Source organism: Flavobacterium azizsancarii (genome assembly GCF_027980145.1).
GTDB classification, from domain to species: Bacteria; Bacteroidota; Bacteroidia; order Flavobacteriales; family Flavobacteriaceae; genus Flavobacterium; species Flavobacterium azizsancarii.
Window position 1 is genome coordinate 1 of record NZ_JAMZNK010000059.1, and the last position, 22,691, is coordinate 22,691.

The following is a 22,691-nucleotide window of genomic DNA, read 5'->3' on the forward strand; positions in this document are numbered from 1 at the left end:
ATTGCAAATGTTCTTCTCATGAAAACTACTGCCCTAGCCCCGATAGTAGTGAAAATCCTTTTGTGTCGGGGTTCGGCACAAAAGATTGGAACGGATAGCGGGAAATAGCTCCTGATCTTTATTAAACCCAAATTCTAAAAAACTCAAATTCTAAAAAAACTATCAGGATCTCTCAGCCGGACAAAAACCACTCTTATATATAGGTAGTAAAAACAAACCCTACGTGTTTTGAAAACCTGCCGGATTGGGCGATGGAAATCTTACCTTATATAATACCCAAATATACCTTTGTATTACTAATCAAAACTAACATATATATTATCGCATAAACATGTATATATATATTGTATGTGTTTTTGTAATGCTTTATATTTGCATTCACAAAATTATAAACAATGATTAAGATTACTTTACCCGACGGGTCAATTAGAGAGTTTGCTTCTGGCATAACTCCGATGGAGGTTGCTAAGAGCATTAGTGAAGGATTTGCAAGAAACGTGATTTCGGCATCTTTTAATGGTACAACAATAGAAACCGAAACTCCATTGACGACCGACGGTAGTCTTATTTTATATACATGGAATGATGCGGAAGGAAAAAAAGCTTTCTGGCACTCGACTTCGCACGTAATGGCGCAAGCGCTTGAGGAATTGTTTCCTGGAATCAAATTGACTCTTGGGCCTGCAATCTCAAACGGTTTCTATTATGATGTAGATTTTGAAGACCAGAAAATCACTGATGCTGATTTCAAAAAGATTGAAGATCGCGTTCTTGAGATTTCAAGAGGGAAACACGAATTTAAAATGCACCCTGTTAGTAAAGCAGATGCACTAGAACTATATAAGGACAACGTTTACAAGACTGAGTTGATTTCTAACCTTGAAGACGGAACTATTACGTTTTGTGATCACGCTACTTTTACTGATTTATGTAGAGGTGGACATATCCCGAATACCGGAATCATCAAGGCTTTTAAAATTATGAGTGTTGCCGGCGCTTATTGGAGAGGTGATGAAAAGAACAAACAGTTGACTCGTGTTTACGGAACTTCGTTCCCTAAACAAAAAGATTTAACTGAATATCTTGAACTTCTTGAGGAAGCTAAACGTCGTGATCACCGTAAATTAGGTAAAGAACTTGAATTATTTGCTTTTTCTCAAAAAGTTGGTGCTGGTTTACCTTTGTGGCTACCAAAAGGCGCTGCACTTAGAGATCGTTTGGAGCAATTTTTAAAGAAAGCACAAAAGAAAGCCGGATACGAACAAGTAGTTACTCCACATATTGGACAGAAAGAGCTTTATGTTACTTCTGGTCATTATGCAAAATATGGTGCCGATAGTTTTCAACCTATTCACACTCCTGCTGAAGGGGAAGAGTTTTTATTGAAACCTATGAACTGCCCTCATCACTGTGAAATCTATAATGTAAGACCTTGGTCTTATAAAGATTTACCTAAGCGTTATGCTGAATTTGGTACTGTTTACAGATATGAGCAATCTGGCGAATTGCATGGTTTAACTCGTGTTAGAGGATTTACCCAGGATGATGCACACATTTTTTGTACTCCTGAACAATTGGATGAAGAGTTTAAAAAAGTAATTGACCTGGTTCTTTATGTATTTGGTTCTTTAGGCTTTGAAAACTTTACTGCTCAAATTTCATTAAGAGATAAGGAAAACAGGGACAAATATATTGGTTCTGACGAGAACTGGGAGAAGGCAGAGAATGCAATTATTAATGCTGCAGCCGATAAAGGACTGAATACTGTTGTTGAATATGGCGAAGCTGCTTTTTACGGCCCTAAACTTGACTTTATGGTTAAGGATGCTTTAGGCAGACAATGGCAATTAGGGACTATTCAGGTGGATTATAATCTTCCTGAGCGTTTTGAATTGACTTATAAAGGTGCTGATAATGAATTACATCGCCCTGTTATGATTCACAGAGCTCCTTTTGGATCGATGGAACGTTTTATAGCAATTTTACTAGAACACACAGCAGGAAATTTCCCACTTTGGCTAATGCCGGAACAGGCTATAATCTTGTCTTTGAGCGAGAAATACGAAATATATGCTAAAAAAGTTTTAGATTTGCTAGAAAATCACGAAATTCGCGCCCTAATTGACAACCGAAGCGAGACTATTGGTAAGAAAATTAGAGATGCTGAAATGCAAAAAATACCGTTTATGCTTATTGTAGGTGAGGAAGAGGAGAAAAACGGAACTATTTCGATCCGTCGTCACGGTCAAGAAGGAAAAGGGAATATTACAGTTACAATTGATGAATTTGTCGCTATTGTAAACGAAGAAATAAAAAAGACATTAAAAGTTTTTACAGTTTAACTTAAATTATAAAGTCATAGCAATAAGAAGCAACAGAGGTTATCAACCTCGAGTAGAAAAAAAAGATGCACACAGAATAAATAACCTTATTCGTGGTGTACAAGAAGTAAGACTAGTAGGCGAGAACATCGAACCAGGTGTATTTAAGCTTGCAGAGGCTTTACGTTTAGCGGATCAATTCGAATTGGATTTGGTTGAAATTTCGCCAAATGCTGAGCCGCCGGTTTGTAAAATCATGGATTACAAGAAATTTGTTTACGAACAAAAGAAACGTGATAAGGTATTAAAAGCAAAGTCGACACAAGTTGTAGTAAAAGAGATTCGATTTGGTCCTCAAACAGATGAACACGATTACGAATTTAAAAGAAAGAATGCTGAGAAGTTCCTAAAAGAAGGTGCTAAATTAAAAGCTTTCGTTTTCTTTAAAGGTCGTTCTATCATCTATAAAGATCAGGGACAAATTTTATTACTGCGTTTGGCTACAGATTTAGAAGAGTACGGTAAAGTGGAAGCTATGCCAGTTTTGGAAGGAAAGAGAATGATTATGTTCATTGCTCCGAAGAAAAAGAAATAATTATTTGCCATAAGCAATAAGTTCTAAGATTTAAGCAAATTGTTATTGTAAACTTTTGCCTAAAGCCTAAAGCTTAAAGCCTAAAGCTTTTGAAAATATAAGTAAGTAAGAATAAATTAAAACACTAGGAAAAATGCCTAAAATGAAAACAAAATCTAGCGCCAAGAAACGTTTCAAAGTTACTGGTTCTGGAAAGATTAAAAGAAAGCATGCTTTTAAAAGTCACATCTTGACTAAAAAATCTAAAAAACGTAAATTAGCTTTGACACATTCAGCGCTAGTTCACAAAACAGATATGAAAAGCATCAAACAACAGTTAAGAATTATCTAATATAAGTTTAAAGTTGTAAAGTCTTAAAGTTGCAAAGTTCAAACTTTTGACATTTGACTTTTAAACCTTTGACTAAAGATTTTCTTTAGGTTAAAAATTATTTATATAACCTTGGAGTATGGCTTTTAAGTTCCTTTGATTTAATTCAGGACGCCTGCTACAAAAACACATTAAAATTATGCCAAGAGCAGTAAATTCAGTTGCAAAAAGAGCAAGAAGAAAAAAAATAATGAAGCAAGCCAAAGGTTTCTTTGGTAGACGTAAAAACGTTTGGACAGTTGCTAAGAATGCAGTAGAGAAAGCAATGTGCTACGCTTACCGCGATAGAAAACAAAACAAAAGAAATTTCCGTGCTTTATGGATTCAACGTATCAACGCTGGAGCTAGATTAGAAGGAATTTCTTATTCTCAATTCATGGGGAAAGTAAAAGCTAACGGAATCGAATTGAACCGTAAAGTTCTTGCAGATTTAGCAATGAATCACCCTGAAGCTTTCAAAGCAATACTTAACAAAGTAAAATAAACGTTTTATAAACTCAATTTAGATTACTTACTTATCATAGAAAAGCCATTCGTTAACACGAATGGCTTTTTGCATATACAGTATTTTTTCATATTAAGTTAATGATATAAAAAGATAAACTAACTCTAAATTTTAAAAACGATTTTAAAAAGTACATTTGCATATAATCTAAATCATAAACATGCATAAAGCACTTTTGCAACATATTGAAAAATTTATAACATTAGAACCTTCTGAAGCTGATATTTTAGAATCTTGTTTGAACGTCACTACCATTAAAAGAAAAGAACTCGTATTACAGGAAGGTCAAGTTTGTGATACATTGCACTTTATTATAAAAGGTTGTATGCGACAATACATTATAAATTCGAAAGGAACTGAGCAAACTCTTCAATTTGGAATCGAAAATTGGTGGATTACAGATTATTTAAGTTATCATAATACGATTCCTTCCCATTTCTACATACAAGCTGTCGAGAAGTCGGAGGTAATTGCCTTAGACAAAGCGACACTAGAAGCCATTCTTATTCAGATTCCAAAACTGGAACGTTACTTTAGAATTGTTGCTCAAAAATCATTTGGCGCTGCTCAAATGCGTATTAAGTTTTTGTTTACGATGTCAGCAGAAGAAAGATATCATCACTTTAACAATCTGAACCCGGAATTTGTACAACGTGTCCCGCAATATATGCTTGCCTCCTATCTCGATTTTTCTGCTGAATTCATGAGTAAAATACGTGCCGGAAAGGTATAACTGTATTTCTTGAAGTAGTTCAAGTTTTTTTAAGCAGATATGCCTCAACTTTGTATCAACATTAAAAAACAAGTAAAATGAAACCAAGAATCGTTATCCCAACAGTTGCTCCGGAAGCCTATGAAGCTTTAATTAATTTAGAAAAATATAGTGAAACTACTTCTTTAACTTCTACTCATAAGGAGTTAATAAAAATTCGTGCGTCACAAATAAATGGTTGTGCTTTTTGTATTAATATGCACACGGCAGATGCCAGAAAATATGGTGAAACCGAAAAACGTATTTATTTATTAAATGCATGGCGTGAAGCTGACGTTTATACTGAAGAAGAAAAAGCAATTCTAGCATTGACCGAAGAAATTACTATGATTAGCAATCATGTTTCTGATGAAGTATATCAAAATGCAGCCCGCTTATTTGAAGACAAATATTTAGCTGAGATCATTCTGGTTATTATCACTATTAATTCATGGAACAGATTAGCAATAGCAACAGGACTAAGAGCTGTGTAATTTTAAGAATTCAGGTTTTACACTAATATACAGGCGTTACTTACAAATACTAACACACCGCCTGTATATAATTGTAAATCAGGACAAACAATATTTTTAAAATTAAACAAAATACCGTATTTATACTCTTTTTTAAGAACTTAAATTCTTTACTTTTGGCGCATGAAACCACATATAATGCGTCTCTTTATATATCTATTTCTTGCTTTTTTTGCCTTTGTTTCCTGCCAGCAAAAAAGTAAAAATATCACAACCAAAAAAAGCACAAAACCTGAAGTTGAAAAATTAATTGGTATCGCAGATCGTTTTTATGATACTAAAAAATTTGATAGCGCATTCTACTACTACAATAAAGTGAAATTTATTTGCAACCCTAAAACGGATGTAGAAAATTACGTCAGATCTTTAAATAGAATGGCGGATATTCAACAATCTCAGTGGGATTATACTGGGAGTGAATCTACGGTTATTGAGGCTTTAAAATATCTGCAATATACGAAGAGTCATGACCTCGCATGGAATACTTATATTACTTTAAGCATTAATTACTTAAACACCTATGATTATAAAAAGGCAATACTATACAATCAAAAGGCATTAGGATTAAAAATAAAACCATGGCAAAAGTTAGCAGCCCAAAATAATATTGCAGTTATATTAATGGAAGAGGAGAAATACTATGAGTCTCTTGACATTTTTCTTTCTCTAATTAAAAAAAAAGAAGTAACAAACGACGATCGGTTTTATGCCAAAGTAATGGATAATATAGGATTTTGTTACTTTAAAATAAATAATTTAAAGGAGGCTATTGATTCTTTTAACCAAAGTCTTGAAATAAGACAAAAGGGAAAATGGTCCTTTGATCTAGGGAAAAGCTATCTTCATTTTGCAAAATACTACGAAAAAATTAATCCTGCATTAGCCAAAAGATACATGTTAATAAGCTATGAGCAATTTAGTATTATAAATAATGCTGATGAAAGACTCTCTGCTTTAAAACTAATTATCAAAAATAGTTCTGGTGAAGAATTAAAAAAACATTCGATTATTTATGTCAATCTAGTTGACAGTATTTTTGAAGCAAAACAAAAAGCTAAAAACCAATTTGCCAAAATTAAGTACGATTCTAAAAAAGAAAAAAATGAAAATCTCATACTTAAAACCTATAAGGCAGAAAATGAACTACAACTGGAAAAACAAAAAAATAGAAATATAGTTTCTTATGTTGTTATTGCTTTAAGTTTAAGTTTACTCACAATTCTCTATTTCTATTTAACTCTGAGGGGAAATAGAGAAAAAATTGAAGCTACTTATAACAGCGAAACTCGCTTTGCAAAAAAGCTACATGATGAACTTGCGAACGATATCTATCATACTATGGCTTTTGCCGAAAACAAGAATTTAGCTCTAGCCGAAAACAAAGCAAAATTACTAAATAATTTAGATGCTATTTACTCCAGAACATCTGATATGTCGAAAGAAAATTGCGCTATTATTTTTGATAAAAATTATATTTTGGTATTAAGGGAAATGATTGCCGGGTTTGGTACACCAAAAATTAGTGTTATTATAAATAAATTGGGCTCTATAAACTGGCATGATATTGAAAAAAATACTAAAACAACGATCTACAGGGTTTTACAGGAATTACTTGTCAATATGAAAAAACATAGTAATGCTTCAATAGTCGAAATTAATTTTAAAATTTCGGATGAAAGCATTATTATCAATTATACGGATAACGGGAAAGGTGTTGATCTTAATAGTATAACTTTCAAAAATGGACTTCATAATGTTGAAAATCGGATTTTGAATATTCACGGAGAAATTAATATTGATTCTGCTCCTCATAAAGGTTTCAAAGTTTTTTTTAAATTTCCTTTACAATAATGGGAAAGTTAACTTATCTACTAAAAAATAGAGGCTTTTTAAAATATCCTGTAGCAATACTGTTACTGGGAGCAATCTTTTTTTTACTTAACTATTACAAAAAAGAAACTCATTCGATCTCAAGTAAAAAAGATAATTCTGTTGAGATAAAAAAACTTACAGATATGGCGGATCTTTTTTATGACTCTAATAAAATAGACAGTGCCTATTTCTATTTTAATAAAGTCAAAAACATTTGCGATCCTCATACAAATACTATCGATTATGTATATGCACTATCCTGTCTTTCTGAACTGCAAATGAGCAAAGGGAATTATATCGCCAGTGAAGCAAATGCTACTGCGGCATTACCTTGTTTAAAACATATTAAAAACCCAAGGTATTCCTGGATTGTATACAATCAATTGGGGATAAACTATACTAATAGCTACAACTATAATAATGCAATAGTCTATTTTAAGAAAGCGATTTCCTTAAAATCAAGTGCCTGGAGAAAATATATTGCTTTAAATAATCTGGCAGCGGTTTATATGAATCAGGAAAAATATAGGGAAGCCAAAAAAATCCTTTTAATATTATCAACTCAAAAACGGGTTTCTAAGCATGAAGAAATTGATTATGACAATTATTCTTATGTAATTGATAATTTAGGGTTCTGCTATTACAAACTAGGTGATTCTAAAACTGCCTCTAAGCTACTTTATGAAGCTCTAAATATAAGACTAAGACACAAAACACCGGAATCATTAATTTTGAGCTTTAAGCATTTTGCTGTATTTTTTGAAAAAACGAATCCTAAATTAGCAAAACATTACGCTAAAAAAACATATAGAGAGGCTATAAAAACAAAAAATGTATCTGACTTAACTAATGCTTTGTCCTTAGCAATTAAAAATAGCGAGGGAAATGAATTAAAAAAATATTCCTTAAATTATATCAAAATAATTGATAGCATTACTGCTGCAAGACAACAAGCAAGGAATCAATTTTCTAATATTAAATATACTTCCCAAAAAGATAAAACTGAAAATCTTCAGCTTAAAAAACAAAAAGTAGAAAATGAATTGCAGTTAGAAAGACAGAAAAACAGAAATATCGTTTCTTATATCATTATCTTGTTTACTTCTATACTAAGTTTATTTCTTTATTTTCATTTGATTACTAAAGGAAAAAAAGAAAAGAATCATGCAATTCTGGAAAGTGAAATGCGTATTTCTAAAAAATTACACGATGAACTTGCTAATGATGTCTATACTACATTGAATTTTGCAAAAAGCACAGATCTTAAACTGGGCGAAAACAAAGAACACTTGCTAAATAATCTTGAAAATATTTATTCGAGAACCAGAAACATCTCTAAAGAAAACAGTCCTATTATTACTGATCATAATTATAACATCGCATTAAAGGAAATGATATCGGGTTACAAAACATCTGATGTAAATATAATACTGAATGGATTTGATTTGATTTTCTGGAGCGAAATCGAAAAAAATAAAAAAATAATTCTTTATCGAATTATACAGGAGCTGTTTTCGAACATGAAAAAACACAGTAAAGCGACATTGGTCAGTATTTCTTTTAAAATGATCAACAAAAATTTGACTGTAATTTATAATGACAACGGGCTTGGAACTCAAAATGAAGTACTAAATTTAAAAAATGGACTACAAAATGTGGAAAGCCGTATTAAAACTATAAATGGAAATATTATTTTTGACAATAATTCAGAAAAAGGCTTTAGATTAAGCTTCTCATTTCCTTTATAAACACAATCGTATGTTCAAAAAAGTATTAGTTGCCGAAGATTTAGATAGTATAAGTATAGCAGTTATTCAAGTACTTGAAGACTTAAATATTCCTACAATTGATCACGTTAAATATTGTGACGATGGTTTATTAAAAATCAAAAGAGCTTTGATTGAAAAGGAACCTTATGATTTACTGATAAGTGACTTATCGTTTAAATCTGATCATCGTACTATAAATCTTTCTAACGGCGAAGAACTTATTGAAGCGGCTAACGCTGTTCAGCCCAAATTAAAAAAAATTGTATTCTCGATAGAAGACAAATCTTATCGCATAAAATCTCTTTTTTACGATTTAGGGATTAATGCATATGTATCTAAAGGAAGAAACAGCATTTCTGAATTGAAAAAAGCTATTGAGGGAACTTTTAGAAATGAAGAGAAAATACTTTCTTCTGATCTGTCTTTTAGTTTTAATGACAAGGCTTTAATTGAGATCGAATCTTACGACATTTCAATCTTAAAACTTTTGGCTCAGGGATATATATTAGAGAATATATCAAGTGAATTTAAGGCTTCATCTATAACTCCTAACGGAACGAGCAGTATTGAAAAACGAATCAATAAATTAAAAATATATTTTAAGGCTAACAATAATGTGCATCTTATTGCTATTGCCAAAGATTTTGGATTGGTGTAAATTTTATAGTGCTTTTACGGATTCCCGTAAGGAAATGATTTATAATACATTTAATTTTGTTTAGAATTTATTAACCACCTAATGAAACCTAAACCTAAAATTAGTTTTGGTAGAAGCTTAAAACAAGTTTATAACTTAAAAATTAATACTACTAAAAATAAAATTATAATGAAAACGATGTTACTTTGTCTTTTCCTATCATTAAGTTTTGCTTTCGTTTCGGAAAAAACAGGATGGCTGGAGGTAGATTGGAAAATCATATTTATACCTGCTTTGCTTGTTTTGCAGATAATAATTATTGGAACTGCTCTAAAAAACCGATATAAGAAGCATTAAATCGATTGCTTCTTAAAAAAAACTAACAGGCAGGCCGTTTTTATTTAAAATGTGCTGAAGTAAGAAGAAACAATTATTATAAAATTTTGAAATGCTTATATTTGAATTTTTAAATACTGCATGAAATATATTTTAAGTTTTGTTCTCTTACTTTTTACTTGCCTTACCTTTTCGCAAACTAAAATCCTCTCCTGGAATTTAGAGAACTTTGGAAAATCAAAATCTGAATCTGAATTAAATTTTATTGTCAATACAATTGCATCATATGATATTATAGCAATTCAGGAAGTTGTTGCCGGATATGGAGGCGCTCAGGCTGTCGCAAAACTCGCAATGATACTGAATGAAAAAGGTTCAAAATGGGATTATGCAATTAGTGATCCTACAAGTGGTACCAGCTATAAAACTGAACGTTATGCTTTTTTATGGAAAACTAGCAAGGTAAAACTAAAAGGGAATACCTGGCTGGAAAAAAAATATCATCTGGAAATTGATCGTGAACCTTTTTTTGCAACTTTCGAGATTGAAAAAAAGACAGTAACACTGGTTAATTATCATGCTATAACAAAAAGTAAGCAACCGGAAACAGAAATTAAATACTTTAAATTTCTACCGCTCCAATATCCCAATTTGAATCTTGTTTTTACAGGTGATTTTAATTGCCCGCAATCACACACTGTTTTTAATCCGTTGAAAAAGATGGGTTACTCTCCTATTTTACAAAAACAAAAAACGACATTAAAACAGAAATGCATCAATGAAACTTGTTTAGCATCTGAGTTTGATAATATGTTCTATAAAACAGATTCTGTGATTTATATTAATTCAGGTATAATTCCGTTTTATACAAAATTTAATTCTTTGAAAGAAGCCCGAAGAATTTCTGATCACATTCCTATTTGGTTTGAATTTTCTTTGAAGTAATTACGTTTTAAGCTTTTTCTTTTTTGCTGCCGGAAACAAAACATTATTCAAAATCAAACGATATCCGGGAGAATTGGGATGTAAATCTAAAACTGTTGGAGGATCTCCTACCTGATGCTGAAAATCTTCAGGGTCGTGTCCTCCAAAAAAGGTAAACATACCTTTTCCTTTTTCACCATGAATGTATCTTGATTCACCGTTAAGTTCACAAGTCCCCATTATTAATACATTAGATTTTATTAATGCTGTATCAAAGGATGTTGTCTGTCCCATAAAACCTTTTACTAATTGCGTATGGTTTTGACACAACATACTTGGAATTGGGTCCCATTTTGCAGAAAATTCCATTAATGTAAAATAGTCTTTTTCCATAGGAATTCTACGTTTCGAGGTCATATCTATATCCGAAAATTCATAAACTTCTGGTTTTCTTTCTAATACAAAATCTTTAAACGCAAACGAGTTTGCGTAATTTAATTTTGACTGGTAATTCGATTCGCTTGCATCTCCATCAAACATTGCTTCACAGATATCAACACCATCTGCTGCAAGTGCAATATCAAAACTATCAGTTGCAGAACACATAGCAAACATAAAACCACCACCAATGACAAAATCTCTAATTTTTTTTGCGACTGCGCCTTTTTCCTGTGATACTTTGCTATATCCTAATTTTGCAGCCAGAGCTTCGGCATCCTTTTTTTGTTCGATATACCACGGTGTATTTTTATATGCGGCATAAAATTTCCCGTATTGTCCGGTAAAGTCTTCATGATGCAGGTGTAACCAATCGTAAAGCAGCAATTGATCGCTTAAAACTTCTTCATCATAAATTGGCGTAAAAGGAATTTCCGCATACGTCAAAACCAATGTTACGGCATCATCCCAGGGTTGTTTTCCTTTTGGAGTATAAACTGCAATTTTAGGTGCTTTCTCTAAAATAACGGATTCCATATTTTGTGACGGACTTGAAATATCATTTAAAATAGAAGCTTCTTCACTATCTGAGAGTACTTCAAAACTTACACCTCTAATTTTACATTCTTTGCGAATTTCATCTGCATCCGGAAGTAAAAATGAACCTCCACGATAATTAAGCAACCAACTTGCCTTATAATCTTTACTTAAGCACCAATAGGTTATTCCGTATGCTTTTAGGTGATTTTGTTGTGTCGTTTCGTCCATCGGAATTAAGATAAACGATGCTTTTGCAGTTAATGAAAGTAGAAATATGAAAATACAAGCTAAACTCTTATTCATTATAAAATTATTTTAGTAAAGATATAAAGGAAGCATTAAAAAACACAATAGATATAGGTGTTTTATAAATCAATAAATGTTAAATAAGCCTTTACACAGAATTGAATTTTATTTCTTCACTTCTGAAAATCAGGTAAAAACACCTATTTGCCAAAGATATTTTATTACTACATTTGCTATCCCAGATCATCAAACTAATCAATGACAAACCAAAACCATGAAGTTTAATGATAGTAATAATCAACCAAAGGGATTTAATGTGATGCAAAAAATAGGCTTATGCTTACTTGTACTAAGTATTATTTTGTATTATGTATTGTCAATTCAATTTTTAACAAGCTAAAATTAAATTGTTAAGACAGCAATTTCATTTTGAATTGCGTACACAACTAATCCCGCAATATTTCTGGATTCTGTTTTTAGCAGTAAATTGTTACGATGTCCTTCTACAGTTCTCGGACTTAAATAAAGGTGTTCAGCAATTTCTGTAGTCGTTTTTTGCTGACAAATAAGTTGAAGGATCTCTATTTCGCGGGGCGAAAGAAAACTTGTTTCTAAATTTCCTTTTGAATTTTTAGTGGAGACGATAGTTTCCTGAATTGTTTTTAAAACATTTTCATTATAATAAAATCCTTTTTTTGCTACCTGATTGATTGTATGGATCAAATCTTTTGGAGTTGTATTTTTTATTAAATATGCAACTGCTCCAACCTGAATCATATTTGCAATAAATGATTTTGAATCATAACTTGTTAAAGCTATTATTTTAATTTCAGGATATGATTTTCTGATGATTTTTGTAGCTTCGACACCATTTAAGACTGGCATTTTCAAATCCATCACAATAATATCCGGTTTGAATAAACTATCTTCTAAACTAGCAAGAAGTTCTTCTCCGTTGGATGCTTCAAAAATAATATCGATATTATCTTCTCTTTGCAATAAGAAGGCAATTCCTTTGCGGAATAAAACTTCGTCATCGACTAAAGCAATTTTAATAGCGGCACTCATTTTATTTGATTTTGGTCGTTTGGTTTGCCGAAATTACAAAATATGAAACGAAAACGACCTAAGAATACCAAGATATTGGCTAAAAATCATGTTTGTTTCTTGAATTTTAGCTTAAAAAGTAAAAACTACGGCAAAACCACTTCCTATTTCAGCGGTAAAATTAATGGTTCCGTTTAAAAAAGAAATTCGGCTATCAATGTTCTTCATTCCTAGTCCTTTTTGATTATCAGCTTTTTTACTATCAAAGCCAACTCCGTTATCTTCATAATTACAGGTATTAATTCCATTTACATTTTTAAAAGCTATCCAAATTTGAGTTGCTTTTCCGTGACGTAATGAATTGTTCATTAATTCCTGCAAAATTCTAAACACATGCAAATGGCGATCAATGTCTTTATCATCTAAATCCAGCTCATTAGTATAATTTACATTTACAGATTTACTACTTTCAAATTCTTCACATAACTCTTCTATACCTGCATTAAGCCCAAATTTCTCAAAAACCGGCGGCAATAAATTATGGGCAATTTTTCTGGAATTCTCCAATGCTTTTGCTGTCAGGTTGATAATATTTTCTGTAATCTCCTTTGTTTCGGCTTCAGTTAGATTTGGTGCAGAAAGCAAATGTGCATTCAATGAAACAATATTAAGTTTAGAGCTAATATCATCATGCAGGTCCTGGGCAATTCGTTTTCGCTCATCTTCCTGAGTTATAATAACAGCATGCAATTGTTCTTTGTTCAGATAAATTTCTAAATCTCTTTTTTCTAATTCTTTCTGAATGATTTTTTTTCTTGAAAAATAAAAGAACACTACCAAAAAAACTGCAACAACCATTAGAAAACAAGAGGTGTACAAAATAATTGTAACTATTTCTTTCTCGTAACCAAGATTTTCTCTCATACCTTAACCCCCTTTTTGGAAAAACTTTTTACCCATTCAAATAAAATAAAAAAGTGATAAACAATAAATAAAAAAGCATTTAATCTCCAGCTAAGATATTTAAAATCGTCACTTAATCCGATGGTTAGATTACCAAGTAAGAATAAAACCGTTCCTCCAAACATATAACCAATAACCCCTATTGTAAGATAATAATATTGTTTATTTTCTGTAAGCATGTTATAAAAATGAATTAGCGCAAAAACTACCGTTAATAAAGAAGTGATAGTAATTTGAAATAAATTAAATTTAAACTGTAAACTCGGATCATAAACAAGTCTCGATATTAAAATCAGCAAAGCAAGGCCTAGAGCTATCAAGACAAATTTCTTTTGAACTACCTGCTGGTATAATGATCTGTAAAACAATCCCAATAAAACCATTTGTTCTAAAAAATAAAAATTCATCAGCACTAAATTATTCATTTTTAAGTGATACAGAAATTCCATTCCAAATTGCACTAAGAGCGAAAACACCAAGTAAAGTAATAAAAAAACATTAGCTTTTTCCTTTCGAAAAAAGCTATATGAATATAAACCTACATTGATTACTAAAATAAAATAACCAAAGTATATCAAAAAATCATCCATTATACAAGCGGACTAGCCGGATCTCCATAAGGAGGACATGGGCGGGTTGCGTCGTAAGTAACTGCTTGAGCTTCTTCGATTTCATTTCCTGAGAAGAACACATCTCTATAGATTCCTTTTTCATCTAGTTTAGTTCCTACAAAAACCAAAACCTGCTCTCCTGCATTATTAATAGCTTTATAAGCTCGAACAGCATCTATTGGATTTTCTAATACTGCTTTTAAAGTTGCTAACGGAATAAGATACGCATCCGTTTTTCTTCCTGCCTCTTCTTCTTCTCTGCTGGCTTTACGGTAATGTGCTGTCCAGGTTTTAGCAACAGACAATTCGACTTCTACACCTCCTAAATTTTCAAGATTTTGTTCTTTAGACATAATAATTTGTTTTTGGTTATTAATTAATTTACAATTGTTGGAATCAATTGTTTGGCTAAACTACTGAATTTTATCAAAAAACATTAACAATTAGACATAAAAAAAGCCTCTTAAAGAGGCTTAATTGTTTGATTAAAACGGAACATCGCTGTCGTCATCGTCGTCATTTAAATTACTGCCAAACGCTTCATTAGGCGATGGCAAACTTTTAGTTATGAATGGGTTTTCTTCATGATTCATTTTTGATGGCAAATCGTCATAGTTACCTGAGAAATCATCCAGGTTATCAAATTTTCCAAGGTGTCCAATAAATTTCAATCGGACGTTTTCGATACCACCATTACGGTGTTTCGCGATCATAATTTCTGCTTGCCCGGTAGTTGAAGAAGCTTCATCATCATCCCACTCTTCAATTTTGTAATATTCAGGTCGGTATAAGAACGAAACAATATCAGCATCCTGCTCAATCGCCCCGGATTCACGAAGATCCGATAGCAAAGGACGTTTACTGGATCCACGCGTTTCAACAGCACGCGATAACTGAGAAAGTGCAATTACGGGAACGTTAAGCTCTTTTGCCAAAGCTTTTAAGTTTCGGGAAATCGTAGAGATCTCCTGCTCACGATTTCCTCCTCCTTTACTATTTCCTCCGGCAGTCATCAACTGCAAATAATCTACAATAATAATTTTGATCCCGTGTTGCGAAACCAAACGACGGCATTTTGCTCTTAAATCGAAAATAGAAAGAGATGGTGTATCATCAATAAACAAAGGAGCTTTTTCCAGGTTCTTTACTTTGGTACTCAACATTGTCCATTCATGAGGTTCTAATTTACCTGTACGTAATTTCTCTGATGACAATCCTGTTTCAGACGAAATCAACCTGGTAATTAACTGGACAGAAGCCATCTCTAAAGAGAACAATGCCACTGGATGTCCAAAATCGATGGCAATATTTCTCGCCATCGAAAGTACGAAAGCTGTTTTACCCATCGCCGGCCTTGCTGCAATGATAATTAAATCACTTGGCTGCCATCCGGAAGTCAGTTTATCTAAATTGGTAAAACCGGTTTCAACACCACTTAATCCTTCTTGTTTAGAAATTTCTTCAATACGTTTTTTCGCTTGTAAAACTAAACTTTGTGCAGTTTCAGAACTACGCTTTATATTTCCTTGTGTTACTTCGTATAATTTTGATTCGGCCTGATCCAGCAAATTAAATACGTCTGTTGTTTCATCATAAGACGCTTCGATAATTTCAGACGAAATTCGGATCAAACTTCTTTGAATAAACTTCTGAAGAATGATACGGGAGTGAAATTCGATATGCGCAGAAGAGGCAATTTTTTGTGTAAGCTGAATTAGATAAAAATCTCCTCCTGCTAATTCTAATTTTCCATTTTTTTTCAGCTGACTCGAAACCGTCAATAAGTCAATTGGCTGTGTATCGGTAAAAAGTTGAACGATTGCTTCGAAAATAAATTTGTGTGCATCTTTATAAAAAGCATCGGCTTGTAAAATATCAATTACATCATCTACCCCTTTTTTATCAATCATCATCGCCCCAAGCACAGCTTCTTCTAAATCAAGCACTTGCGGAGGAAGTTTTCCTTTTTCTAAATTAATAATTGTGGTTTTATCTACCTTTGCAGGTTTTACATTTTTGAAATTTTCCATATAGCGAAAGTAGCAAAATTTAAAAAAAAATTGCTATCGAGTTATAACTATTAATTGTTTATAAATAAGTCTATTTTGTTCATAACCAAAAAAAAATCCGAAACTGTAAGGCTTCGGATTTTAAATCATTTTACATGAATTTACTCTTTATACTCACCCATCTTACTGTATTTGTCCATTCTTTGGGCAATCAGGTCCGTTGTTGATAAGTCTTTCAATTCATTATATCCTTTGGTAATATATTCTGCTACTGTTTTAAAAGTAGTTTCCCGGTCGTAGTGTGCTCCACCAAGTGGTTCCGGTATTACATCATCAACTAATTTTTGTCTCTTCATATCAGATGAAGTCAATTTTAAAGCATCGGCAGCACGTTCTTTGTACTCCCAGCTTTTCCATAAAATAGAAGAACATGATTCTGGAGAAATTACTGAGTACCACGTGTTTTCTAACATGTATACTTTATCTCCAACACCAATTCCTAAAGCTCCTCCTGAAGCACCTTCACCAACGATAATCGTGATAATTGGCACTTTTAAACGAACCATTTCGAAAATATTTCTGGCAATTGCTTCCCCTTGTCCTCTTTCTTCAGCTTCTAATCCAGGATATGCACCAGGAGTGTCTATTAAAGTTAAAACCGGAATTCCGAATTTCTCTGCCATTTTCATCAAACGCAAAGCTTTACGATATCCTTCTGGGTTTGCCATACCAAAATTACGGTACTGACGTGTTTTAGTATTAAAACCTTTTTGCTGACCAACAATCATAAACGACTGACCGTTTATTTTTCCTAATCCGCCAACCATCGCTTTATCATCTTTAAAATTTCTGTCTCCATGAAGTTCTAAGAATGTATCGCCACAAACTGCTCTGATATAATCTAAAGTATAAGGTCTGTTTGGGTGCCTTGATAACTGAACTCGTTGCCAAGCCGTAAGATTTTTGTATATTTCTTTTTTAGTTTGTTCTAATTTTTTGTTGATTTCCTTGCACGTAGACGTTACATCAACATCAGATTCTTTTCCAATTATAACACACTTTTGTAACTGTTCTTCAAGTTCTTTTATTGGAAGCTCAAAATCTAAATATTCCATGGATTTTTGAATTTTGTTTGTAAATCGAACCGCAAATATAAAAATATTATATCATTGGTGTGATTAAATCGTATTTAAAATATAAAAATGTAATTTAAAAATAAGGAAATTATTACACTTCTTTCTTATTTTTATAATGTTTAAAAACGCCATTTAAGATCACTGTAATTACAATAATCAGGGCGCCAATATAAAATTCTGTACTCATTTTCTCTTTTCCTCCCAAAATAAAATAAGCCAGCATAATGCCGTAAACAGGCTCTAAATTAGTGGTTAACATTACTGTATACGGACTTAATTTCTGCATTACTTTCACTGATGCCGTAAACGCATAAGCTGTACAAACTGAGGCCAGGACCAATAATAAAACCCAATTATTTAATGACATTGTAAAAAAATCTGCAGTGAATTTTCCCTGTATTAAAAAATAAATTGAAATAAAGAAAACTCCGGCTCCAAACTCATAAAACGTAATAACTGACGGTTCATGATCTGATATTAACTTTCCATTCATTAAAGTAAACAAAACACCCAGAATAATCGACGCCAAAGCATAATACATTCCGTGCAGGTATTTTACTTCTACTTGCATAATCAAGGCTAATCCGGCGATGATAATCAAACCGAAAAAAACTTCATAGAATAAAATCTTTCTTCCGTAAAAAAGCGGTTCTAATAATGAAGCAAAAAAAGCACCTAACGAAAATATCGAAAGAGTAATTGAGACATTAGAAACATGAATGGCTTTGAAAAAGAAAATCCAATGAAGCGCAATCAACAATCCCACAAAAATTAATTTGGCAAAAGATGTCGCTGATATTACAAAAGACTGTTTCTTATAGACTATAAAAGCTGCAAGAAAAACTCCCGCAAGAAGCATTCTGAACCAAACTAAATTTTCGGCATCAATAGTTATTAAAGCCCCAAGAATAGCCGTAAACCCCCATATAAAAACAATTAAATGAAGATTTAGGTAACTTTTTAAATTATCGTTTCGCATTACGTAATAAGTAGACTGCCAAAACTCCAAAAACAATATTTGGGAACCAGACAGCTAATAAAGGTGAGAATGTAGATTTTTCAGCAAGAGTACCAAATATTTTATCAAAAAACACAAATGAAAAGGCAATCGCAATTCCAATTGCAAGATTCGTTCCCATACCACCACGACGTTTCATTGACGAAACTGCCACAGCAATAATTGTTAAAATAAAAGCGGACACCGGTACACTATACTTTTTATAAAGCACGACTAAATAAGTATTGATATTTCCCGAACCTCTTTTGCGCTCTTTCTCAATAAAATCGATCAGTTTTCCTAACGGAAGAGTTTCTGCAATATAAACTACCGGAGTTAAATCTGCCAATTCAAATTTAAAAAGCACATTCTTTTCAGGGCTCTTCTCTATTTTATCGTTCAGTTCTCCAAGCGTTCTTTTCGTATAATCATACAAAGTGTAGGTCTTTTTTTTCGGATCCCATTTAATTCGGCTAGCCGTAATTTTATAGATCAACTGATCTTTTTCAAAATGTTCTAATGTAAAATTAAAAGCCGTTTTAGACTCTTCATTAAAACTATTTACAAAAATAAAATCATTATCATTAATCTGTCTGTATACATTGGTATTATTACCTCGCATTTCGACTTTTCCATTACCTTTCAGATACGTATACCTAAAATTATTGAATCCCTCACTTGCTGCAGGAACAATAAAAAATCCCATTAGAAGCACAAAAACCGAAACGATAGACGCGCCAATAATATAGGGACGCAAGAAACGTGTAAATGAAATTCCCGAACTTAAAATTGCAATAATCTCTGTATTATTTGCCAGTTTTGAGGTAAACCAAATTACGGATAAAAATAAAAATATTGGAAATAATGAGTTCGCAAAATAAACGGTAAAGTTGTAGTAATAGATCGCAATTGCGCTAAACGGAATTTTATTTTCCAGCATTTTGTTCACCTTTTCAGAGACATCAATTACAATTCCAATTGGAATAAATAATAAGATCATCACCGAGAAAGTGGCCAAATATCTTTTTAGAATATACTTATCTATTATTGTCAGCATAGATTTTTTGTTTTAAGTTTCAAGTTTTATTTGTTTCAAGTTTCCGGTTTCAGTGAAGAACTTGAAACTTGAAACCTGAAACCTGAAACTTTCTTATAGTCTTTGACTCATATTTTTAACCATCATTTCTTTCCATGGTCTAAAATCTCCTGCTAAGATATGTTTTCTGGCCTCACGAACCAACCACATATAAAAACCAAGATTATGAATCGTGGCAATTTGCTTTCCTAAATATTCATTAGCTGCAAATAAGTGACGTAAATACGCTTTTGTATATTCAGTATCTACAAAAGTATGTCCCATTTCGTCGATTGGAGAAAAATCATCTTCCCATTTTTTATTCTTTATATTGATTGTTCCGTTTGCGGTAAACAACATACCATTTCTGGCATTACGAGTTGGCATAACACAATCGAACATATCAATACCTAACGCAATATTCTCAAGAATATTAATTGGAGTTCCAACTCCCATTAAATAACGTGGTTTATCTTCTGGCAAAATTTCACAAACAACTTCGGTCATGGCGTACATTTCCTCAGCTGGTTCTCCTACTGACAAACCTCCAATTGCGTTTCCTTGCTGTCCTGAATTGGCAATATATTCAGCAGATTGCTGACGTAAATCTTTATAAGTACTTCCCTGAACAATTGGGAAAAATGTTTGCTCGTATCCGTATTTAAAAGGTAATTTATCTAAATGACCAATACAACGATCCAACCAACGGTGGGTCATGTGCATCGAACGTTGTGCATATCGGTAATCACAAGGATAAGGCGTACATTCATCAAAAGCCATAATAATATCAGCTCCAATCGTACGCTGAATCTCCATTACGCTTTCTGGTGAGAAAAAATGATATGAACCATCAATATGTGATTTAAACTTCACACCTTCCTCTTTAATTTTTCTGTTATTAGAAAGAGAATACACTTGATATCCACCAGAATCAGTCAAAATATTACGATCCCAATTCATAAATTTATGCAATCCTCCTGCTTTTTCAAGAATTTCAGTCTGTGGGCGTAAATATAAATGGTAGGTGTTTCCTAGAATAATATCCGGATTTATATCCTCTTTTAGCTCGCGTTGGTGTACTCCTTTTACAGATGCAACCGTACCGACAGGCATAAAAATAGGCGTTTCGATTACGCCGTGATCTGTAGTAATACTTCCCGCTCTCGCTTTAGATTGCGGATCTTTTTTCAATAAATCAAACTTCATCTGTTTCTTTTTTCAGTCGGCAAAGGTAAGCTAATTTCAGAGAAAATTAATTAGATAATTTTTCAATTAGATAATTAGATAACGAATCAAGATTGAGATTCAATTTTCAAACTTGAAACCTGACCCGAGGCAAAGCCGAATTGGCGAACTTAAAACAAATAAAAGATGAAATTGAGAATTTGGAATTTGGAATTTAAAAAATTAAAGTTCAAAATATTTGGGCGTTCCCAAAAGGTCGGGCTATCCGCTGTATTCCCAATTAACAAAAACTAAGGCTAAAAAGGCATGTTTTTCTAAATCGGGAGATGCCGCTTCTATCCCTAACACAAAAAAACGTGACAGTTCTACCAGAAATCTTTAAATTTGAATAAATCAAAAAAAATCTGCTCACCCGAGATAGCGAACAGGTGAAGCAATCTGCAAATCTGTGAGCAAAAAAACAAAACACATGAACTTATCTCAAAAACTAGGATATCCTGAAAATAGCAAACTACTGATCATACATGCCGATGATGCCGGATTATCACATTCTGAAAATCAAGCCACTATAAAAACACTTCAAAACGGATCTGTAAATTCATACAGCATAATGGTTCCCTGCGCATGGTTTTTTGAAATGGCAACATTTGCAAAAAACAATCCAAATTATGATTGCGGAATACATTTAACACTGACTTGCGAATGGGAAAATTATAAATTTGGCCCAGTTCTTCCCGCATCTGAAGTTTCAAGTTTAATAGACAAAAACGGTTATTTTTATAAAACCAGAGCCGATTTTAAAAACAATGCAATTCTATCAGAAATAAAAAAAGAACTTACGGCTCAAATCGAAAGAGCATTACAATTTGGAATTCAACCTACGCATCTCGATTCGCATATGTGCAGCGTAGGAGTTACTCCTGAAATTTTAGAAATTTATAAAGACCTTGGAGATACCTATAATTTACCTGTTTTCATCAACAAACAATTTGTTGAATCGATAAGTTTGTCTGACGAAAAATACAATTACGAAAACACTCTTTTGGCAGATAATCTTTTGATTGGACATTTTGCTGATTTCGAAAAAGGCGAATTGCGACATGCCTACGCAAAAGCATTAGACAACATTCAGCCCGGATTCAATGTTTTTCTGTTACATCCCGCTTTTGATGATTTCGAAATGCAAGGCATTACAATCAATCATCCTAATTTTGGTTCAGCATGGCGCCAAACTGATTTTGATTTTTTTACAAGTGAAGAATGCAAATCAAAACTAAAAGAAAACAACATTCAATTGATTAGCTGGCGCGACATTAAGAAAATTACACAATGATTTTTCGAAATGTGAATACTGCAATTTCCTGATTTAAAAAATGTAAGAATATCAAACTGTTATTTTTGTAACTTTATATGATACTTAAAAAATAAAAAATCATGATAAATTCAGAAGAAAAAAAACCAGCAAACGAAAATGAAATCGAAAAAAATCTGGAAGAATTAAATTATCCTGCTTCAGAAGACATTTACAGCAATGAAGACAAATTAGAAGACATCGACCCGGAGGAAATTTCAACCGATAAAACGATCAGTCAGGACAATCATGAATGGAAACAAAACAGTGATAAACTCGGAAACGATTTAGATATTCCAGGTTCAGAACTTGACGATAAACAGGAAGAAATTGGCTCTGAAGATGAGGAAAATAATTTTTACAGTGAAGGCGATACGGAATAAAAAACGTATTGATATCATTTAAGCATACTTTAAGTCCCGAATTCGGGACTTTTTTTATGATTTTTCAGCAAAAAAAAGAGCTTTTTTACCATCATAT

22 protein-coding genes are annotated in these 22,691 nt (G+C 32.5%); 12 read left to right on the forward strand and 10 right to left on the reverse strand.

The window, feature by feature from the left end:
• The first annotated feature begins 395 nt into the window (after positions 1 to 395).
• The 10 genes from thrS to NJT12_RS22330 all read left to right on the forward strand — a co-directional run bounded on the left by thrS (position 396) and on the right by NJT12_RS22330 (position 10,634).
• On the forward strand, positions 396 to 2,342 hold the full coding sequence (thrS, locus tag NJT12_RS22285; RefSeq protein WP_271338330.1) for a threonine--tRNA ligase: 1,947 nt from the start codon (positions 396 to 398) through the stop codon (positions 2,340 to 2,342).
• Between the two features lie 16 nt (positions 2,343 to 2,358).
• Positions 2,359 to 2,916, forward strand: a complete 558-nt coding sequence (infC, locus tag NJT12_RS22290; RefSeq protein WP_371296044.1) for a translation initiation factor IF-3 — start codon at positions 2,359 to 2,361, stop codon at positions 2,914 to 2,916.
• 133 nt (positions 2,917 to 3,049) lie between these two features.
• On the forward strand, positions 3,050 to 3,247 hold the full coding sequence (gene rpmI, locus NJT12_RS22295; RefSeq protein ID WP_022827375.1) for a 50S ribosomal protein L35: 198 nt from the start codon (positions 3,050 to 3,052) through the stop codon (positions 3,245 to 3,247).
• A 178-nt stretch (positions 3,248 to 3,425) separates the two neighbouring features.
• Entirely contained in the window at positions 3,426 to 3,770 is a 345-nt protein-coding gene (rplT, locus tag NJT12_RS22300) for a 50S ribosomal protein L20 (protein WP_056246768.1), read from the forward strand.
• 181 nt (positions 3,771 to 3,951) lie between these two features.
• Positions 3,952 to 4,524, forward strand: coding sequence for a Crp/Fnr family transcriptional regulator (locus NJT12_RS22305; RefSeq protein ID WP_271338331.1), 573 nt, complete (start codon positions 3,952 to 3,954; stop codon positions 4,522 to 4,524).
• Between the two features lie 77 nt (positions 4,525 to 4,601).
• The gene (locus NJT12_RS22310) at positions 4,602 to 5,036 is read left to right on the forward strand and encodes a carboxymuconolactone decarboxylase family protein (RefSeq protein ID WP_271338332.1); all 435 of its coding nucleotides are present in this window, start codon (positions 4,602 to 4,604) and stop codon (positions 5,034 to 5,036) included.
• 162 nt (positions 5,037 to 5,198) lie between these two features.
• A complete protein-coding gene (locus NJT12_RS22315; protein ID WP_271338333.1) occupies positions 5,199 to 6,926 on the forward strand; it encodes a tetratricopeptide repeat-containing sensor histidine kinase in 1,728 nt (575 codons plus the stop codon).
• Positions 6,926 to 8,695, forward strand: coding sequence for a tetratricopeptide repeat-containing sensor histidine kinase (locus tag NJT12_RS22320; protein WP_271338334.1), 1,770 nt, complete (start codon positions 6,926 to 6,928; stop codon positions 8,693 to 8,695). The genes NJT12_RS22315 and NJT12_RS22320 overlap by 1 nt, the downstream gene beginning before the upstream one ends.
• A gap of 10 nt (positions 8,696 to 8,705) precedes the next feature.
• Positions 8,706 to 9,374, forward strand: a complete 669-nt coding sequence (locus NJT12_RS22325) for a helix-turn-helix domain-containing protein (RefSeq protein ID WP_271338335.1) — start codon at positions 8,706 to 8,708, stop codon at positions 9,372 to 9,374.
• A gap of 456 nt (positions 9,375 to 9,830) precedes the next feature.
• On the forward strand, positions 9,831 to 10,634 hold the full coding sequence (locus tag NJT12_RS22330) for an endonuclease/exonuclease/phosphatase family protein (RefSeq protein ID WP_271338336.1): 804 nt from the start codon (positions 9,831 to 9,833) through the stop codon (positions 10,632 to 10,634).
• Here the strand turns inward: NJT12_RS22330 and NJT12_RS22335 are convergent, their stop codons facing one another.
• From NJT12_RS22335 to tgt, 10 genes are all read right to left on the reverse strand, one after another.
• Positions 10,635 to 11,894 carry an asparagine synthetase B gene (locus tag NJT12_RS22335; protein ID WP_271338337.1) on the reverse strand — a complete coding sequence of 420 codons (1,260 nt, stop codon included), beginning with the start codon at positions 11,892 to 11,894 and terminating at the stop codon, positions 10,635 to 10,637.
• A gap of 345 nt (positions 11,895 to 12,239) precedes the next feature.
• Positions 12,240 to 12,905, reverse strand: a complete 666-nt coding sequence (locus NJT12_RS22340) for a response regulator transcription factor (protein ID WP_271338338.1) — start codon at positions 12,903 to 12,905, stop codon at positions 12,240 to 12,242.
• 111 nt (positions 12,906 to 13,016) lie between these two features.
• Positions 13,017 to 13,808 (reverse strand): sensor histidine kinase, encoded by a 792-nt coding sequence (locus NJT12_RS22345; RefSeq protein ID WP_271338339.1) that lies wholly within the window; start codon positions 13,806 to 13,808, stop codon positions 13,017 to 13,019.
• The gene (locus NJT12_RS22350; RefSeq protein ID WP_271338340.1) at positions 13,805 to 14,272 is read right to left on the reverse strand and encodes a hypothetical protein; all 468 of its coding nucleotides are present in this window, start codon (positions 14,270 to 14,272) and stop codon (positions 13,805 to 13,807) included. The genes NJT12_RS22345 and NJT12_RS22350 overlap by 4 nt, the downstream gene beginning before the upstream one ends.
• Positions 14,273 to 14,436: 164 nt before the next feature.
• Positions 14,437 to 14,811, reverse strand: a complete 375-nt coding sequence (locus tag NJT12_RS22355) for a hypothetical protein (RefSeq protein ID WP_271338341.1) — start codon at positions 14,809 to 14,811, stop codon at positions 14,437 to 14,439.
• Positions 14,812 to 14,943: 132 nt separating this feature from the next.
• On the reverse strand, positions 14,944 to 16,488 hold the full coding sequence (gene dnaB, locus NJT12_RS22360) for a replicative DNA helicase (protein ID WP_271338342.1): 1,545 nt from the start codon (positions 16,486 to 16,488) through the stop codon (positions 14,944 to 14,946).
• Between the two features lie 140 nt (positions 16,489 to 16,628).
• Entirely contained in the window at positions 16,629 to 17,582 is a 954-nt protein-coding gene (locus tag NJT12_RS22365; RefSeq protein WP_271338343.1) for an acetyl-CoA carboxylase carboxyltransferase subunit alpha, read from the reverse strand.
• A gap of 112 nt (positions 17,583 to 17,694) precedes the next feature.
• The gene (locus tag NJT12_RS22370; protein WP_271338344.1) at positions 17,695 to 18,582 is read right to left on the reverse strand and encodes a DMT family transporter; all 888 of its coding nucleotides are present in this window, start codon (positions 18,580 to 18,582) and stop codon (positions 17,695 to 17,697) included.
• Positions 18,569 to 19,657: an LptF/LptG family permease gene (locus tag NJT12_RS22375; RefSeq protein ID WP_271338345.1), complete on the reverse strand. Its 1,089-nt coding sequence runs from the start codon at positions 19,655 to 19,657 to the stop codon at positions 18,569 to 18,571. Before NJT12_RS22375 ends, NJT12_RS22370 begins: the two co-directional genes overlap by 14 nt.
• A 93-nt stretch (positions 19,658 to 19,750) precedes the next feature.
• The gene (tgt, locus tag NJT12_RS22380) at positions 19,751 to 20,881 is read right to left on the reverse strand and encodes a tRNA guanosine(34) transglycosylase Tgt (protein WP_271338346.1); all 1,131 of its coding nucleotides are present in this window, start codon (positions 20,879 to 20,881) and stop codon (positions 19,751 to 19,753) included.
• A gap of 448 nt (positions 20,882 to 21,329) precedes the next feature.
• Between tgt and NJT12_RS22385 the strand changes: the two genes are divergently transcribed.
• Together NJT12_RS22385 and NJT12_RS22390 are read left to right on the forward strand one after the other, a co-directional pair.
• The gene (locus tag NJT12_RS22385) at positions 21,330 to 22,193 is read left to right on the forward strand and encodes a polysaccharide deacetylase family protein (protein WP_271338347.1); all 864 of its coding nucleotides are present in this window, start codon (positions 21,330 to 21,332) and stop codon (positions 22,191 to 22,193) included.
• Between the two features lie 101 nt (positions 22,194 to 22,294).
• Complete coding sequence (locus NJT12_RS22390; protein ID WP_271338348.1) at positions 22,295 to 22,594, forward strand: hypothetical protein; 300 nt, start codon at positions 22,295 to 22,297, stop codon at positions 22,592 to 22,594.
• The last annotated feature ends 97 nt before the right edge of the window (positions 22,595 to 22,691 follow it).

Bases quoted from the DNA above. Each gene is read 5' to 3' on its own strand.
- NJT12_RS22350 (WP_271338340.1), bottom strand. From the start codon at position 14,272: ATGAATAATTTAGTGCTGATGAATTTTTATTTTTTAGAACAAATGGTT.
- NJT12_RS22355 (WP_271338341.1), bottom strand. From the start codon at position 14,811: ATGTCTAAAGAACAAAATCTTGAAAATTTAGGAGGTGTAGAAGTCGAA.
- NJT12_RS22385 (WP_271338347.1), top strand. From the start codon at position 21,330: ATGAACTTATCTCAAAAACTAGGATATCCTGAAAATAGCAAACTACTG.
- NJT12_RS22375 (WP_271338345.1), bottom strand. From the start codon at position 19,657: ATGCTGACAATAATAGATAAGTATATTCTAAAAAGATATTTGGCCACT.
- rplT (WP_056246768.1), top strand. From the start codon at position 3,426: ATGCCAAGAGCAGTAAATTCAGTTGCAAAAAGAGCAAGAAGAAAAAAA.
- NJT12_RS22390 (WP_271338348.1), top strand. From the start codon at position 22,295: ATGATAAATTCAGAAGAAAAAAAACCAGCAAACGAAAATGAAATCGAA.
- NJT12_RS22320 (WP_271338334.1), top strand. From the start codon at position 6,926: ATGGGAAAGTTAACTTATCTACTAAAAAATAGAGGCTTTTTAAAATAT.
- NJT12_RS22335 (WP_271338337.1), bottom strand. From the start codon at position 11,894: ATGAATAAGAGTTTAGCTTGTATTTTCATATTTCTACTTTCATTAACT.
- rpmI (WP_022827375.1), top strand. From the start codon at position 3,050: ATGCCTAAAATGAAAACAAAATCTAGCGCCAAGAAACGTTTCAAAGTT.
- thrS (WP_271338330.1), top strand. From the start codon at position 396: ATGATTAAGATTACTTTACCCGACGGGTCAATTAGAGAGTTTGCTTCT.
- NJT12_RS22325 (WP_271338335.1), top strand. From the start codon at position 8,706: ATGTTCAAAAAAGTATTAGTTGCCGAAGATTTAGATAGTATAAGTATA.
- dnaB (WP_271338342.1), bottom strand. From the start codon at position 16,488: ATGGAAAATTTCAAAAATGTAAAACCTGCAAAGGTAGATAAAACCACA.
- NJT12_RS22310 (WP_271338332.1), top strand. From the start codon at position 4,602: ATGAAACCAAGAATCGTTATCCCAACAGTTGCTCCGGAAGCCTATGAA.
- NJT12_RS22315 (WP_271338333.1), top strand. From the start codon at position 5,199: ATGAAACCACATATAATGCGTCTCTTTATATATCTATTTCTTGCTTTT.
- NJT12_RS22370 (WP_271338344.1), bottom strand. From the start codon at position 18,582: ATGCGAAACGATAATTTAAAAAGTTACCTAAATCTTCATTTAATTGTT.
- NJT12_RS22305 (WP_271338331.1), top strand. From the start codon at position 3,952: ATGCATAAAGCACTTTTGCAACATATTGAAAAATTTATAACATTAGAA.
- NJT12_RS22330 (WP_271338336.1), top strand. From the start codon at position 9,831: ATGAAATATATTTTAAGTTTTGTTCTCTTACTTTTTACTTGCCTTACC.
- NJT12_RS22345 (WP_271338339.1), bottom strand. From the start codon at position 13,808: ATGAGAGAAAATCTTGGTTACGAGAAAGAAATAGTTACAATTATTTTG.
- NJT12_RS22365 (WP_271338343.1), bottom strand. From the start codon at position 17,582: ATGGAATATTTAGATTTTGAGCTTCCAATAAAAGAACTTGAAGAACAG.
- NJT12_RS22340 (WP_271338338.1), bottom strand. From the start codon at position 12,905: ATGAGTGCCGCTATTAAAATTGCTTTAGTCGATGACGAAGTTTTATTC.
- tgt (WP_271338346.1), bottom strand. From the start codon at position 20,881: ATGAAGTTTGATTTATTGAAAAAAGATCCGCAATCTAAAGCGAGAGCG.